Here is a 14,176-nt window from a genome sequence, read left to right as displayed (position 1 = left end):
CAGGAAGATTCTACTTTCTGCCGCTCAGAAGTTTATGGCTCTGACAGCCCTCTTGCATCCTTACGCATTATTGCCAATTCACGTGCCAGCGTTGCTACAAGCTCCCGAGCAGGGAGGGTACGTGCAAGCGGAGCGCCCTGCCCTGCCCAGTAAGCACCGAAGCCGTGCTCGCCTTTGGCTGTGGCTGCAGCATGAAGAGCCTTTCCAGCATCATACGCTATCGGATAATCTGGCAGCTGCTCGTTTGATAACTCTGCGTGCAACGCCATGAACCGATTGGGCAGTGCGCGCGCAGGGCGGCCGGAGATGAGCTTGGTCAGGCGAGTATGATGGCTTGAAGAACCGAACAGCGCTTGACGGTAGGCCGCATTCGCAGCTGACTCAGGGCAGCCAATAAAAGCAGTGCCAAGTTGAGCAGCTACTGCACCTAAATCGAGCGCGGCTGCGATGCCCGCACCATCCATTATCCCACCTGCAGCGATAACTGGCAGGCGGCATTGACGTGCTAGCAACCTTGTTAGCGCAAAGGTTCCCAAACCATCATCGAGCGCCTGCGGATCGAATATCCCACGGTGCCCGCCGGCCTCTATTCCCTGCGCAACAATGCAGTCAATCCCCGAAGCTTCTATCTTGCGAGCCTCATCAAGGCTGGTTGCCGTTGCCAACAACGTTATGCCCGCAGCTTTCAGAGTGGAAATGACTTCAGTGGGCGGCAAACCGAAATGCAGACTGACAACAGCGGGTCTGGATTCAATCAGCACGGATAGAAGATCGGCATCATCGATGAAACTTTTGTATATCACACGCAACTCTTTTGGAGCATCCGCATCAAACTCATTGAAATACGGCGTGAGCGATTTTAACCAGGCGGCTTCCCGTGCGGGGTCCAACTTTGCCGGTCTGTGTGCAAAGACATTCACATTAAAAGCGCGATCTGTTTTGCTTTGCAGTTCTGAAATCATGGCTTTAGCGCCAGCGGCATCAGTAGCGCCCACGCCTATGGAACCCAAACCACCAGCATTCGATACTTCTGCAGCCAGCGCAGGCGTTGATACACCAGCCATCGGCGCCTGAATGATGGGCAATTCGATTCCAAGCTTTTTGAGCACGTCCATTCTCGCTCCCCTGATTGCCAGAGCTGTTCCCGTTCAGATCGAACCGCCGGAAGCGCTCCCAAACCATATGCAGATCCAGTCGCTCACAGTTCTTTATACGAGAACCAATCTTGACTTTCATTCTTATAAAGAGAATACATATTCCCATACATTCTGCAATGGAGAATTTTACGATGGATCTCGCAACACTTTCGATGTTCCGCACTGTGGCCCAGGAGCAGAGTGTTACCCGAGCGGCAGATCTGCTTGGTCGTGTTCCTTCAAATGTAACGACGCGCATTCAACAGCTGGAAGCCGAGATAGGCGTGGCGCTGTTTCAGCGCGATAGAAAACGTATGTCACTGACCAAGGAAGGTGATCTCTATCTGGGTTATGCAGATCGGATTCTCAATCTGGCGGAGGAAGCGCAGCAGGTGGTCAATCCAGCAGAACCATCAGGCAGGTTGCGTATCGGCTCGATGGAAAGCACAGTCGCAAGCCGGCTGCCACTACCACTTGCCAGTTACAACAGACATTGGCCGCAGGTAACACTTGATCTGTCAACGGCACCCACGCGGCAGCTCGTTGACGCACTGCTTGCGCATCACATAGACGGCGCACTGATTGCAGTGCCTTCCGGAGAATGGTGGCTTGACCCAAGAGAGCTGGACCTGACACCTATCTTTCGGGAAGAGCTTGTCCTTCTTCTACCGGCAGAACACCCTGACGTGCGTTGCGCAGACGACATTCAACCAAAGGCGCTGGCAGCCTTTGCACCCGGTTGCACCTATCGCATGCTGGCCGAGGAATGGTTGAACGGTCTTGGCTCACGGCAGGAGCGTTTCGCGGTTCAGGAAGTAAAATCCTATCATGCAATGTTCGCCTGCACCGCCGCTGGTTCGTGCGTCAGCATTATGCCGCGCAGCGTTGTAAACCTCATACAGCATCTGGGAGCGGTTAAAGAACATTCCCTGATGAATGTAGACACGCACTTGGCCTGCCGCCCCGGCTTTTCCACACCAGCTTTCGCCGAATTCCGCAAAATGCTTCAGGCGGCTTCAAATATCAGGGAATAGAATGATGCGGAACCAGTCCGAGAGCGGTGCCACTATTGCCGCTGCATTGGTGTTGATTATCGGCATGGGATTTGGTCGCTTTGCCTTCACCGGCCTTTACCCCCCTTATGATCGCAGATGGGCAAATTTCCGTCTGGCGCTGGCCAACAGTACAACCAGCTTAAAGCAAGCGTAACGGGCCAAAACTCCCTTAAATCGAAAACTCAATAATTTCTGCCCAATAACTATTTGCCAGCCATGATATCAGCGTGACAAAAGAAAGACCCATGATAACTTTGAAAGTGGCCAGAATGGCAACACCAAATAAATCACCGATTGCATTCAGCAAGAACACTATAATTTCCGTTACTATAAATTGTGATACAATAAACTCGCTGGAGTTATTATCATATCTATTATTCACAAATTCTATCCGATACGATTTTTAATAATACTAGTTTGTCAGTTTAGCCAGTCGCATTAAATCAACAACATTATACGAAACGGCTTCAACTCCCCTGACGTTAGCATCCACCCTGATATTTTTTGGCTGTAACGTTTCTTTCTCCCCTTCTGATTTTTGTTTCGCTACCCGACTTTTGGCTGCCTCTTTCTTTTCTTTGATGGAACGGGATTTGGTGGTGACCTTCTTGGTGGTTGTGCCAACGGAATCCGATAGTTCCCCGATCGTGTCCTCTTCACTTGGCGTCAGATAGAGCTTGATACCGCTGTTCGCCTGAATGGCTTTGCGGTCATCGATGCCATAAATGCGGTCAATGTCTGGAATGGATTGCGTGACAATAGCAACATTTCCGCCATAGGAGCGAAGCAACGACAGGCTATCAACGATGATCGGCATTTTGCCGATACGCTGGAATTCATCGAGCAGGATCATAACCGGAAAAGGTTCGTTCGCGCCCGGTTCCTTCGCCTGCAATGATGCGATGATTTCGGAGAAGAACATACGCACCAAAGGCGATATTGTTCTCAAATCATCATAGGGCACGGTAAAATACACCGTCTGTGGCCTGGCGCGAAAGGTTCGAAAATCAAAATCATTTTGAGCCGTGACAGCGCAAGTATGTGGGTTCGCCCATGGCGAAAACCCACTGGAGCTCAGGACCGAAAGATAGGCGCTTAAGGTGTCCTTGGATGTGTTTGAGAGCTTCTGAAACAAAAGTTTGGCACTGTGATCCTGAACCTGTCTGGCATAGCGCTTGAATTTGTTCGTGTTGTCCAGCTCGCCGCCATAGGCCAGTTTATAAATATGGCCGAGTGTAAAATTACCCTGCTCATAGGCCAGTATCGCACAGGCGATAAACACGTCCTTGCTGTTCGGAAGAAAGCTTGCTGCCTGAGAGCTTTCGGCTTGCAGAAACAATGTTGCCAGTTTGTCAATTTCAGCCATGCGCTGCGCGGGATTGGTGAGTTTTGATATGCGGTGCAGCGGGTTAAAACGATGGCTTGGCATGTCAAAGTCTCGCGGGCCAAAGCGATAAACCGTATGGCCCATGTTCTCGCGAAACCGCGCTGTCTTCTCAAAACACTCCCCCTTGACGTCCAGGACAACCGCACTGCCAAGATAGGTCAAAAGGTTCGGGATTACGAAACCGACCGTTTTACCGGCGCCGGTTGGGGCAACCAGCAGGCAATGCGGAAACTTTGCTGAAACGATGTGCTTGCCCTTGCCTTCCGGCTTGCCAGTTTTCCCCAACAGGAATCCCGTTGCCGGATTGGCAAAGAACTGGCTCTTCTTCATGTCGGGTTTTGTTTGCCAGTGCGTCGTCCCGAAGGCGGTCAGATTGGGTTCAAGCAACCGCGCACTGAGCATAACGCCGCCGATCCCCGGCATCAGGACCATCAGTGATGATACCAGCCATTCCGTGTAATGGGCTTTGTACAGAGTGATAAAATTGACCAGAAGGAAGAACGGGCCAATATGCCAGTTCTTATGCCACACGCTTAAAACCATCAGCGCCAGAATGTAGCCAAACAGCGCGCCGGTGACGAACATGAATGCGGCCGACAAAACCTGCTTCTTGTTATCCTGTGCATTAATCATTGCCAGATACCTCCTGCTGGTTAGAGTCCGTAACCGTCACGCTCGTTCAGTTCCTCTTCGATAGCCTTCTCGCCGACAACGCGCTCATTCTCCAGCTCTGCAATCTTTTCATTGAGGTCAAGAAGCTGGCTCTCGCGGGCAATCGCCTGTTCTGATGCATCCATGTCGTAGCCGTGCTGGCTCATTGCCTCGCAATAGGATTGTGCAATCGACAAGGCTTCTCGCTGATCGATCTCAAGACCGGCCTTCTGGAACACTTCTGCATTAGCATTCTGAAGATCTCTCATGCCGTCTTTGCCAAGCACCTCATTCAAGCCTTCAATAAGGGTCCGGCTTTCCTCGAACGTCAGCGTGTCGTTCTTGGCAAGGTCGCGAATTTCGTGCAGAATTTCCACGTCTGCGGGATCATCCTCATAGTGAGCTTCAATATCCCCAACATCGTGAATGAGCGTTTCTGTCTCGCCTAAGTCATGGATAAGATCGCTATAAAGTTCGCCGACAAGCTTGTATCCGTCATCCCTGCCCACTTCCGTGTTCATATCTAAATTCCAATGCACTGCTACGGCTATTGCATCCCGCTCAATCCAGTACGATTCCAGCGCATAAGAACAGGCCTCAATATTGGTGCGGGCTGTAAATTCGTCCCGCGAGATGCCGTACTGCTCAAGGCGCTGCAAACTGCGAGCGGGCATTTGTCGAGCCAGTTTATGACGATGTTCATCGGAGTAAACCGAGCCTTCGGCCTTCTCGACAAATTCACGGCGCCGCTCTCCCACAAGCAACCGATCCATATTGCCGACCGCGTTAAAATAGCGCTCTTCGACGGCCGGGCGCTCTGTATCCGGTATATTCGGCAAATGCTCCCAAACAGCACCGAGCTGCTCACGTGCGTGCTCGATGCTTGAGAACAGCGCATCGCTGTCGCGGGCAATATCCGCTTCACTGAGATTGATATCCTCACTCATAATATCCTCCTTAAAATTGTTTAAATCTTCAACGCTGTGTCCATTGCGCAAGGCTTCACTGGCCGCACTGAGCGCCACCCCAAGGGCGATGTGCGCGCCCTTGCAAAAATCCGCAAACCGGCGATAGCGCCCTGCTTCGCTCATGATGAGGTCGTGGCGGTTATCAGCGGCGTTCTGTTCATTTTCTGTTGGGGTTGGTGCTGTCTCTCGATCAAAGCTGCCGTATTCCTCGCCAGCAAAATCAATCCGCCAGTCATTGCGGTGGGTTGTGATGGTCTGACCGTCACGGGTCGGAACCTGAACTGACCGTTTGCCTTCGTGGCGAATGCGGATCCTGTCGCCGCGCTGTGCACCGCTGTCCTCCAGAACCGACGCCAGACCGACGCCCCAGATCGTGCGCTCGCCAAAGCGGGTTTGAAGCGTCACGTAAAAGCTGTCTGAACCCTTTTCCTGATGCTTGTAGGCGGCCGAACCAAAGTCGAGGACAGAGCCCTCCAGCCCACGCATTGCTTCTTTCGGATTGCTGTCCAGCGCATAATCACCAAGCCCGCGTGACAGGCGCGATGAATTGTTGAGTTCAATCCCGCAGGTCTGAGCGTGCCTAACGAGGGTGTCTTTGAACAGGTCGTAATGAAACTCTCCATCCCGCGCGAGATAAAACCATTCGCCTTCGGCATTGCGCCGATTGACGATGATGTGGCCGTGCGGATTATCGGTGTCGGTATGGATGGCCGCGACATATTCAAACCGGTTGCGCCCCTGCGAAAGCAGCTCTTCGCAGGTATCGCGGATGATGCATTCAACGGCACCTTCCGGTGTTCCTTCCGGAAAGCTTGCGACCATGTGCAACGTGTGTTTGCCGTTTTCAGCCGACTTCTTCCAGCTATCGGCCCAACGCGATGCTAGGCTCTGGCTGTCGGTTGGCGCAACATGATCTTCACCGTCAAACTCGCCACCTGGATCAATCACCCGATCAGCCTTGCCAAGCACATAATTCAACTGTGCCGACAGGCCGATAAAGCCGCTGCAGTAGCCAGACTTGACCGCTTTGAACATGACTTGTGGCAGGTGCTGCACATTCCGGGTATAGCGCGACAAGGCACTGGTCGTCTTCGAACCACCCCGATTGAAGGTTGGCGCATGACTGATGCCGCCCACATTCTTGAAATATTCATAGCGATTGGTGCCAAAGACCGATGCGGAGCACATTACGCGTGGTCCCCGTCAGCACGTAGAAGCTCTTCAATAGTCGTCAGACGGCGACGGCCGGCATGTACCAAAAGCGTATCGACCTTGTCGGCAGCACTCAGGATAGTACGCTGCATGGCGCGGATTTCGGTCAAATGCCTGGGCTGCGGAGCCGCCCGACCCTGCAACAGCGGCTCACGATTGATCTGATAGACTACCTGATTGAGATTACTGCCGATCTTTTTTAGCTCTCTGGAGAGGGCCAAAGCGGCTTTAGCAACTTCCGGATCGGCATCAAAGAACCCCGCTGCCCGACGCAACACACTGCGCGACAGCGCTGAAATCGTCAGGCCGCGTGTCTCGGCGACTGCCTTCAGCGCTGCATGGTCCTCAACGCTCAGCCGTGAATAGACCCGCACGTCATTGGCTGCCCCTGCCCGCGATGCACTGCCATTCTCAAGAGCGCGATAGACGGTAGGCCGCGCAATACCATGCTTGCGAGCGATAGCCGCAATACTCAATCCGTCCTTAAAATCGCGCACGATCTGCGCAGTTTCGTCGCGACTTAAGCGGCGGGATGGGTGGGTTGTCGAGTGTAACGCTGACAAGTTACATTTCCTGCTTCACAGACCATTCGTTCACCCATCAATACCACCACCTCACAGCCTCAACATCGCCAAGTAAGAGCGAGCTAAAACACCGCGCCCAACAGAACCAGCCGGCTCTGCCGTCGAAATTGAAAATTCAGGGTCTTCTGAAGAAAGGCTACACCGAACCTACAGCGTTATTCGATTACGCGGTCCGGCTCCGCCTTTGGCCAGCCTGACGGCTGGCAACAGCGCATACTCCGCCAAAGTCGATGCATATCACCGACGGTTATAAACAAGCACACATCACACGAACCGAATGTCTGTCTGTTCAGATGTTCAGATGTTCAGATGTTCAGATGTTCAGATGTTCAGATGTTCGAACAGTTGCACATTCGATTGCTTACACACGTTGTATGTAGCGTTAAACATCATCCAAATTATTGTTAGGATGAGAAATAACCAGATAGCACAACATGTTGGGATTTTAGCATCTGCTTATATCGCTTACACTCAGTCATATAATACATTGAATAATTTCAAAGATGACTAAGTCAGCAAACATCTGACTATGTATTTCTCCTCGTGTAAGTTGGCTTTCCATATTTCCTCCATCGATCATCTGGGCACACAAGCCACCGTCCAGATGATCGTTTTTCAGTCCCAAATTCTTTGGAGCACATAATGCTCAAAATTGCCCTCGTCGGACAAAAGGGCGGCGTTGGAAAATCAACCCTGTCATGGCTGCTGATCAATGCTGTCCTCACGCTTCCAGACAAGACAACCGTCCTGCTGATCGAAACAGACAGCCAAGGCTCGTCCGCGATGTTTCATCGCCGCGTGATCGGGAAATATCCGGCATTGGCCGCACGTTTTACCTGCTTCACTTGCCTTAATGAACACACGCTGCTTGCCGCCTTTGAACAGGCGGAATCCGCGCAGCTTGATTATGTCATCATTGATACGGCCGGACGCCATGAAGATATGACGCGGTTCGTGTTGACGGCGGCGGATCGGGTGGTTGTTCCTTTCCGACCAAGCGTCAAGGAATATGAATCGCAACTGGCAACCGTGGGGCTTTACAAACAATTGCGCAGCGCATTGGAAGCCAACGGCGAAACCGCGCCCAAGGCCGTATTGCTGCTCAATGACTGGACACAAAACGCTCGCCTGACCACGAAACAAAAGAGCATCCTGAACGCGATCTATGAAGAGGAAATGCTGGCGAGCTTCTACGTTCCAGCCCGCAACGGCTTTGACACGCTCGATCAGGGAACCATCTTCCTGCATGAGCTTCAGGAAGAACACGTTATGCGCAATGCGTTTGTGAAGACAGCGCTTGAGGCAGATTTGCAGACAGCAATCTCGACCCTCAAAAACATTGAGGCCATGCAATGAATGACCTGAAAAAGCCGACGAGCGATCTTAAGGCAAAATTCGATATAGCGCGTTCAGTTAAACTGCCCGCCACAGCGCCAGTGACGCAACCAAGCCCCCCTGCTCCGCCTGTTCAGTCCTCTGTCCAAAAGCGCAGCACGGTCTATGTCAGCCTGCCTTTCACCTTTGCGCTTCACGAAACGCATTATGCAGCGGCTGATGCCCTGGCGCGCAAGATCGGATGCCAGATAGAAGATATCCTGCTCCTGATCTCAAAGCGTTTTGATGAGCAGGCCATTAATCTGCATTCAGCAACGTCACCGGCCAGAACCGGACCGTCAAAGCGGGTTCTTTTGAAAATCGCACAAAACACAATTGATCGGGTGCGCATGATGAAAGACCCGCTTAATATTCGCTCTGACGGCTACCTGTTGCGCCCGCCGGTCATTGCGGCACTGGATCGTCTGGCCGGTACTGTGCTTCAGGAATTGAAGGAAAAATACGATGTTTAAAGTAACCGGTGTTTTATTGCTACCTCGCCCTGTGTCAGGATGAAGCCTCCAGGGATTTAATTAGCTCTGGGAGTAGGGCCATCTGACTGAATGCAATAGCTCTATTTTCAACCTTTTCAGCGACATAGGGAGCGTAGTGCAACGCTCTCATTCCTGCCGCGATTGCAGCTTTAATGCCAACGTTGCTATCTTCGACCACAATGCAGTTACTGGGCGCAAACCCCATGCTTTGGGCGGCATGTAAAAAGAGTCCCGGTTCAGGTTTCCAACTTCCGATGGCGTATGAACTATAAATGCTTGAGCCAAAATAACGTGCCAAGCCGCTCACTTTCAAAGCTTGGGCAATCTTTTGCGGAGGTCCACTTGAGGCGATGCACTTTGGCCGGTCTAACACCTCCAGCATAGCAATAACCCCAGGCATGGGTTTGAGGTGTTGAGCGAAAAGTATTGCTACACGTTCTCGATAGCTCGTTTCAAATGTGTCTGGCAGTTTCTTGCCAATTCGTTCTTCAAGGTCATAAAGGATATCTGCAAGCTTTTTTCCCCGATACCGGTTTACCAGTTGCTCTGCGGGCTCGTTTATTTCAGGGACAAGATCAACAAATGCTTGATTGCTGAGGATCTCGCTATCGACGAGCGTTCCATCTAAGTCAAAAATGATGCATGTTCCTACCATATGCCCCACTTCCGTTGCTCAAGCTATAGTTTTCATATCGTACCTGCCCATAAGGTTCCTAGGCAGCAAGTCATCAATCTGTCGCTGTTTATGGCCGTTGCCGATTGCGGTGAGCGTGGTGATTATCCTTGGACTTCAAAGAGAGAGAACCACGCCGCCGTAGGCGGCGGGTTCGTATGAGGAGGGTAGTTTGAAAGGGGGAACCCCTTTCATGGGAGGGTGTTTGAGAGGGGCGGCGCAAGCCCCCTTCATAATGACATTCTGGCCGGTCGATCCGGCCTTGATGGCACACATGCGCCCTGCCCTACCGGCAAAACATCAGTCTTTAAATCTCTGCTGAGAACTGTTATATAAGGTTCGGAGTGGAAGACAGGTTTTACCCTGCCTCCCCTTTCCTTAAGACCAGAAATGAACTCGGATTTCCAGTGTGCAGCTGTTCCGGGTTCTTTTCCATTTAAGGGTAATGCTCATGGGTATAAACCACACAGCATTGACCTCCGAATTGAAAGCAAAGCCGTTGCCTCGGTTAGGGTGGCTTATCCTCCCTAATTGCTCCGGCTGCATCGGAGCGGCTGCTCTAGCTCTCAAAGCTCTGTCTCACGGCATTCAATTTATGGCCGGTAACTGTTTATCCGGTTTATCTGAACCTGTCCGCTCAATCCTGAGAGCGAATGAATTAGAAATATTTAAAAGATTGGCCGTCTGATCTGTTTTTCCCGCGTTTTTTACCGTTTACGTTGGCATAATGCAATAAATCAGGCCTTTTCTGGAAAGCTTAAAACCGTTTTGCGTGCAAAGATTCTCCTGTGGCAGACTGGCCGTCATGGCCTCGCTGGCTGGTATACGGGAGCTGGTCTGGCAGGCTGAGAGCGAAGCGGCAAATACGGTCATAAGCAAAATGGTTTTCATCAAATTTGTCCGGTTGAAGTGAATGTGGGCTGGCCGGATTGCTCCGACCAACGTGATTTAGGCTTTAAGCTCGGCCATTCTTTGCGAGAGCGTCCACAAAGCTTTGTTGAGCTTGATATCCTGATCGATGCCATTAACGGCGCGAGATTTTGCACGGCGCGGACGGCCAAACTCATCACGGCTCACGCCACGCAAGCCGCCCTTTATCGTATTCTCCTGAATAACGTTGAAAGTCGTCCAGAGATCATTGGCCTTGTCATCATAGCGGCGCGGAATGAGAAGCTGTTCCGGCTTGATTGATGTGCTGGTTTCGCCGTCTGCATCGCCAAAGCGCAACATATGCGCCGCATTGGCGAAAATCGCTTGCTCTTCACAGTTCAACTTAATGCCAGACCAATCTTGCGGGGCGGCCAGAACCTTTTCGGCCTCGTTCAAAACGGTGTAAGTGCCTTCGATCACCTTCCCCGCTACATCGCCGGAATGCCTGACCTTTATTGCTTCCAGTGTGCCAACCTGAGCCACCAGTGAATTCAGGCAACGGATGCGAAACAATCCCGCCATCAGTTCATAGGCGCTTGTGCCGTCATTGGCGTTTTTCAGCAGGATTTCGCAAACATTGTCACCCACGGAATAGCTTTTGCCGTCATCGATGCGGCGCAGGCGAATAAGGTGTTTTGTAAACTCGGCCTTGCCTTCGATCCGCGAACGCGACTGCTTGGCACCAACCGGCACAAAGCCCTCCTTTGTCAGTGCGCGTAACAGGTCAATTGTCGGGATCGCTTTAAACCGTTCCGAACGGCTTTCATGGGCAGTGACGGCAAAGATCGACGGCGCGACTTTGCGCATTTCATCCTCGGTCATGGCGCGGCCTGTGTCGAAACGGGCGGTGTCTGTGTAAACGGTCATGGTGTTTTCTCCGGTTTTCCCTTTTTCGCGCAACGGTTCTGCTCTATCCAGTAAGGGGCAGTTGCCCTTCGCTGCTGTCCCCTTGCCTCGTGGTGGGCATTAACGGCTGATTGCACCCGTCCCTCTTCATCTTGCGAGAGTGATTGTCACCCGAATGGGCAGAGACGGCCGCAGGCTGGCTTGGTGAGCGCAAGTGAGTAGAGCGCATACGCAACCCGAGCTCGCCTTTCATCATCTTATAGGGGTCGGAACAAGATTTGTTACCGCAGACACGCGAAAGTCGAACGGGCACTGAAGCACTACCGGCTGATACCGGTAGTGCTTCATACTGCTCATTATCCCCATGGAGGTTGACTGGCTGGTCTGGTATTCTCATCGACGGTTATTTCAGGAGGGATTTAGCATGCCCCCCTCCCATGTTGAATTTTCACGGTGCCCGAATGGCTGATATACCCCCCTCATGTTTGAAACACCCCGGCTGATTTTGCAGGCCAGTTACCGTGCGCATGCTGCGGCATTGTTTGAGGAATACACCGGCAGAGAAGACGCCGCGCGCTATCTGCAGCGCAGGGCGCACACGTCGCAATTCCAGACCGAAACGTTCATTGACGCTTGGGGCGAAATCAATTGGCTAAACAGCAGTCGCTTTGTCTGGACCATTCTCCATCGGGCGGACAAAAAGCCGATTGGCATGTTCCTCATGTTTATCGAAGGAAGCAGTGCTGAAATTCATTATGGCCTCGGCCCATCGTATTGGGGGCAAGGTTTGGCCACGGAAACTGGGATCGCTGTGATGGACTGGGTTACGGATCAATCTGGGCTTGCGTTGATCTCTACATCTTGTGCGACCGCACATGTCACAAGCCTGCGGGTGCTGGAAAAGATTGGCCTCCATCGAACGCAATTGCTTTCCAGCCAACTCCCTCTGGCCTCAACCGGTACCAAGGTAGACGCCTGGCTCTATAGCTGGAAACGGTCCTGACAGTTTCTGCGGCGTTAAGCCAAACGTGACGGATAACAGATGAACCCAACTTTGAAGATGTGGTGTTCGCCGCACATGAATGGGTCAACTGGTTCAACCACCGGCGTCTTCTGGAGCCCATCGGAAATTTCCAGCCAGCCATGGCCACATAACCTAAACCAAACGTTTCCGGTAAACTCGGGGCGCGATTCACCTTCTCCAGATGTGTTCCCGCCAACTACCGTATGTCTGTGCCCGCGTAGTGTTCAGGGGACTACTCACCAAACAGCAATTTTGTATACTTCTTCGATATCGCCCCAGAGCGCTTTCCATTCTCATAGTACCGATCAGCACGGCACAGCCGTTCTTTCACGTCACAGAAGATGCCACTGGCGAAGGTGAACTCAGTCTTATCGAAATCTCCTTGAGAGAACATCTTGTCTGCTACTTTTTTACCCAGGTACCGCTCGGTTAGCGCACGAGAAACACCTTTATCGTTAGCGCATACATATCGGTCGCAGAGCACGCCCTGTGTCGGTGAGCGCAACCCATTTTGAGCGGCAGACGCTGGATAGATTGCACCGATTAAAAGCAGTGAAGGCAGCAGCGAGGTAAGGATCAGTCTCTTCATAATATATTACTGATAATAAATTTTTGATGATGAAATATGAACAAATGGAAACAGCATCCATTCTTAAAGACAGAATTGTGGCGACTTTAGAAGTCGGTTCTCATTACAACTGGTATGGTGGACTGTCATAGGTATTGCAACCTTAACTTAGGCGTAAATGAGAGCTTGAGCTTATAAAATTACTTAGAATTCGGAGGCGAATATGATTCACTTTCCATTCTGGCCAAGCTAATTCCACCGGCCCCTGACAGCAATCGCCCCTCTTTTAACCGGCATAAATGAGTGCCAAGCAATAAAGAGAGTTCAAACTTTTCAGGCCCCAAAAATTCATGTATAGAAAGATCGTTTTTTGTGGATTTTCCAATGTCGTAAATAGCATTGCAATATAATAATTAAGTACTTGGAAATTTTTAAGGCCTTTATACTAACCCGATTTGTCAGGTTTTTCTAAACAATTAATAATAAGAAAAATTTTCCATTGCCACACAAGAGGAAAATTACTAAACTTAGTCTATTGAAACGCGCTATTGCAATTCATGATTAACATGAGACGCACTAAATAATACTATAAAATCAGAGACGTATAGTTCAGGAAATGATTTTGACAAGACATTTAGCGTCGGATGCAGGGGCCATTCCGACGCTTATTTTATGTCCATATCCGCCAGATTATTATTGACCGCAACAATATTTAGCTCAGGCTCGGCAATCTGTCTGAGAACATTATTGTTCGGCAGTCCGTCACTATCAGCGGCTAATTCTAAAAGCCCCCTCTGTTCCTCACGCAAAATACTGGAAAGTCGATTGAGGCGCGCAATAAATGCGCTTATAGGGGCACATAATTCTCTGTTCGCTCTTGTCGATCACGCCTGCATTATCCCACTGACCGTTTGACTAGGCTGTCCTGCAAGCTAGGACATAACGGCGAAAAAATCCTTCCTTGTGCCCCCGCACCAAGGAAGGATTGCGTCACCTCAGACGCATACGCAAGATACCAGGAAATACGTGGATAAGGAGCGCTGCCTAATAGGCATTTGTCTCATTAATATTATTAAAGCGTCTCAGGCGAGTGCTTCCGACAACGCGTCAGGCATGAGAGCAAAGGAAGGCCGCCGTCACCGCTGCGATGTCACAATGATTTATGCGCAGTCTCAGACTCTGTCTGGCTCCTTACGTTGGTTGAAGCAAAATAGAACGATATCCGCTCACCATTTTGTTCTGAAGCCGATTGTAGCTTTGAGGGCATAGCTGTC

At 51.2% G+C, this 14,176-nt stretch carries 13 protein-coding genes; 5 read left to right on the top strand and 8 right to left on the bottom strand.

Annotated features, from left to right (window positions below; translation table 11 throughout):
* Window positions 1-32 precede the first annotated feature (32 nt).
* Window positions 33-1,115, bottom strand: a complete 1,083-nt coding sequence (locus CEV32_RS00065) for an NAD(P)H-dependent flavin oxidoreductase (protein ID WP_094573412.1) — start codon at window positions 1,113-1,115, stop codon at window positions 33-35.
* Between the two features lie 173 nt (window positions 1,116-1,288).
* On the opposite strand from CEV32_RS00065, the gene CEV32_RS00060 reads away from it, so the two are divergent.
* Together CEV32_RS00060 and CEV32_RS23785 are read left to right on the top strand one after the other, a co-directional pair.
* On the top strand, window positions 1,289-2,170 hold the full coding sequence (locus CEV32_RS00060) for a LysR substrate-binding domain-containing protein (protein ID WP_094573411.1): 882 nt from the start codon (window positions 1,289-1,291) through the stop codon (window positions 2,168-2,170).
* A 1-nt stretch (window position 2,171) separates the two neighbouring features.
* Entirely contained in the window at window positions 2,172-2,345 is a 174-nt protein-coding gene (locus CEV32_RS23785; RefSeq protein WP_208620758.1) for a hypothetical protein, read from the top strand.
* A gap of 15 nt (window positions 2,346-2,360) precedes the next feature.
* Here the strand turns inward: CEV32_RS23785 and CEV32_RS23275 are convergent, their stop codons facing one another.
* From CEV32_RS23275 to CEV32_RS00045, 4 genes are read right to left on the bottom strand one after another with little or no spacing between them, the layout of a single operon-like run.
* Complete coding sequence (locus CEV32_RS23275) at window positions 2,361-2,573, bottom strand: hypothetical protein (protein ID WP_143128764.1); 213 nt, start codon at window positions 2,571-2,573, stop codon at window positions 2,361-2,363.
* 30 nt (window positions 2,574-2,603) lie between these two features.
* Window positions 2,604-4,211: a type IV secretory system conjugative DNA transfer family protein gene (locus tag CEV32_RS00055; protein WP_094573410.1), complete on the bottom strand. Its 1,608-nt coding sequence runs from the start codon at window positions 4,209-4,211 to the stop codon at window positions 2,604-2,606.
* A gap of 20 nt (window positions 4,212-4,231) precedes the next feature.
* The gene (locus CEV32_RS00050) at window positions 4,232-6,385 is read right to left on the bottom strand and encodes a relaxase/mobilization nuclease domain-containing protein (RefSeq protein WP_094573409.1); all 2,154 of its coding nucleotides are present in this window, start codon (window positions 6,383-6,385) and stop codon (window positions 4,232-4,234) included.
* Window positions 6,385-6,972, bottom strand: coding sequence for a helix-turn-helix domain-containing protein (locus tag CEV32_RS00045; RefSeq protein WP_143128763.1), 588 nt, complete (start codon window positions 6,970-6,972; stop codon window positions 6,385-6,387). Before CEV32_RS00045 ends, CEV32_RS00050 begins: the two co-directional genes overlap by 1 nt.
* Window positions 6,973-7,635: 663 nt before the next feature.
* On the opposite strand from CEV32_RS00045, the gene CEV32_RS00040 reads away from it, so the two are divergent.
* Complete coding sequence (locus CEV32_RS00040) at window positions 7,636-8,349, top strand: ParA family protein (RefSeq protein WP_094573407.1); 714 nt, start codon at window positions 7,636-7,638, stop codon at window positions 8,347-8,349.
* Window positions 8,346-8,840: a hypothetical protein gene (locus tag CEV32_RS00035; protein WP_094573406.1), complete on the top strand. Its 495-nt coding sequence runs from the start codon at window positions 8,346-8,348 to the stop codon at window positions 8,838-8,840. Before CEV32_RS00040 ends, CEV32_RS00035 begins: the two co-directional genes overlap by 4 nt.
* Window positions 8,841-8,874: 34 nt before the next feature.
* On the opposite strand, the gene CEV32_RS00030 is transcribed toward CEV32_RS00035, so the two are convergent.
* Together CEV32_RS00030 and CEV32_RS00025 are read right to left on the bottom strand one after the other, a co-directional pair.
* Complete coding sequence (locus CEV32_RS00030) at window positions 8,875-9,516, bottom strand: HAD-IA family hydrolase (RefSeq protein ID WP_094573405.1); 642 nt, start codon at window positions 9,514-9,516, stop codon at window positions 8,875-8,877.
* Between the two features lie 966 nt (window positions 9,517-10,482).
* Window positions 10,483-11,331 carry a DUF932 domain-containing protein gene (locus CEV32_RS00025; protein WP_094573404.1) on the bottom strand — a complete coding sequence of 283 codons (849 nt, stop codon included), beginning with the start codon at window positions 11,329-11,331 and terminating at the stop codon, window positions 10,483-10,485.
* 460 nt (window positions 11,332-11,791) lie between these two features.
* Here CEV32_RS00025 and CEV32_RS00020 point away from each other — a divergent pair, with 460 nt between their 5' ends.
* On the top strand, window positions 11,792-12,313 hold the full coding sequence (locus CEV32_RS00020; protein WP_094573403.1) for a GNAT family N-acetyltransferase: 522 nt from the start codon (window positions 11,792-11,794) through the stop codon (window positions 12,311-12,313).
* A gap of 253 nt (window positions 12,314-12,566) precedes the next feature.
* On the opposite strand, the gene CEV32_RS00015 is transcribed toward CEV32_RS00020, so the two are convergent.
* Window positions 12,567-12,923 (bottom strand): YcgJ family protein, encoded by a 357-nt coding sequence (locus CEV32_RS00015; RefSeq protein WP_094573402.1) that lies wholly within the window; start codon window positions 12,921-12,923, stop codon window positions 12,567-12,569.
* Window positions 12,924-14,176 lie beyond the last annotated feature (1,253 nt).

Source organism: Brucella rhizosphaerae (assembly GCF_002252475.1).
GTDB lineage: Bacteria > Pseudomonadota > Alphaproteobacteria > Rhizobiales > Rhizobiaceae > Brucella > Brucella rhizosphaerae.
The sequence above is the reverse complement of the archived record's forward strand: the minus strand, read 5'-3'. Positions and strand labels throughout refer to the sequence as shown.

Coding starts and splice junctions, on each gene's coding strand:
- CEV32_RS00065 (WP_094573412.1), bottom strand. CDS start 1,115: ATGGACGTGCTCAAAAAGCTTGGAATCGAATTGCCCATCATTCAGGCG.
- CEV32_RS00060 (WP_094573411.1), top strand. CDS start 1,289: ATGGATCTCGCAACACTTTCGATGTTCCGCACTGTGGCCCAGGAGCAG.
- CEV32_RS23785 (WP_208620758.1), top strand. CDS start 2,172: ATGATGCGGAACCAGTCCGAGAGCGGTGCCACTATTGCCGCTGCATTG.
- CEV32_RS00055 (WP_094573410.1), bottom strand. CDS start 4,211: ATGATTAATGCACAGGATAACAAGAAGCAGGTTTTGTCGGCCGCATTC.
- CEV32_RS00050 (WP_094573409.1), bottom strand. CDS start 6,385: ATGTGCTCCGCATCGGTCTTTGGCACCAATCGCTATGAATATTTCAAG.
- CEV32_RS00040 (WP_094573407.1), top strand. CDS start 7,636: ATGCTCAAAATTGCCCTCGTCGGACAAAAGGGCGGCGTTGGAAAATCA.
- CEV32_RS00035 (WP_094573406.1), top strand. CDS start 8,346: ATGAATGACCTGAAAAAGCCGACGAGCGATCTTAAGGCAAAATTCGAT.
- CEV32_RS00030 (WP_094573405.1), bottom strand. CDS start 9,516: ATGGTAGGAACATGCATCATTTTTGACTTAGATGGAACGCTCGTCGAT.
- CEV32_RS00025 (WP_094573404.1), bottom strand. CDS start 11,331: ATGACCGTTTACACAGACACCGCCCGTTTCGACACAGGCCGCGCCATG.
- CEV32_RS00020 (WP_094573403.1), top strand. CDS start 11,792: ATGTTTGAAACACCCCGGCTGATTTTGCAGGCCAGTTACCGTGCGCAT.
- CEV32_RS00015 (WP_094573402.1), bottom strand. CDS start 12,923: ATGAAGAGACTGATCCTTACCTCGCTGCTGCCTTCACTGCTTTTAATC.